General features: G+C 76.7%; 1 protein-coding gene and 1 pseudogene. Both read left to right on the forward strand.

What is annotated here, in order from left to right; translation table 11 throughout:
* Positions 1-349, forward strand: a pseudogene (locus tag L0B03_RS18690) (ABC transporter ATP-binding protein); the annotation flags it as partial.
* 2 nt (positions 350-351) lie between these two features.
* Positions 352-725 (forward strand): alternative ribosome rescue aminoacyl-tRNA hydrolase ArfB (arfB, locus tag L0B03_RS18695; RefSeq protein ID WP_250448608.1); only part of this gene is annotated, 374 nt, incomplete at its 3' end.

The following is a 725-nucleotide window of genomic DNA, read 5'->3' on the forward strand; positions in this document are numbered from 1 at the left end:
GGCCGGTCTCGCGACCGAGGTCGGCTCGGGGGGCACGGCGCTCAGCCCTGCCCAGGCGCAGCAGGTCGCGCTGGCCCGGCTGGTGCTCCTGGACCCGCACACCCTCGTGCTGGACGAGGCGACCTCGCTGCTCGACCCCCGCGCCGCCCGGCACCTCGAGCGCTCCCTCTCGGCCGTGCTCACCGGCCGGACCGTGGTGGCGATCGCCCACCGCCTGCACACCGCGCACGACGCCGACCGCGTCGCGGTGGTCGACGGCGGCCGGATCACCGAGATCGGTTCGCACGACGAGCTGGTCGCCGCCGGCGGGGACTACGCGCGACTGTGGCACTCCTGGCAGCAGGACTGACGATGGCCCTCGGTCCGGTCCACCTGCGCGGCGGTGTCGTCGTCGACGCCCGCGAGCTCCGTTGGCGGTTCTCGCGGGCGAGCGGCCCTGGCGGGCAAGGGGTCAACACCACCGACTCGCGGGTCGAGCTGAGCTGGGACGCCGGGGCCAGCCCCGCCCTCGACGAGCAGCAGCGCGCGCGCATCCTGACCCGGCTCGGCGCTCGGGCCGTCGAGGGGGTGGTCACGGTCGTCGCGGTCGAGCACCGGTCCCAGCTGCGCAACCGTGAGGCCGCCCTCGCCCGCCTCACCACGCTCCTCGACGACGCCCTGCGCCCCCCGGACCAGCCACGTCGCGCCACCCGCCCGAGCCGCTCCTCCCGTGCCCGACGCAGCGC

The sequence above is a fragment of the Actinotalea sp. C106 genome (genome assembly GCF_023630195.1).
Lineage (GTDB): Bacteria > Actinomycetota > Actinomycetes > Actinomycetales > Cellulomonadaceae > Actinotalea.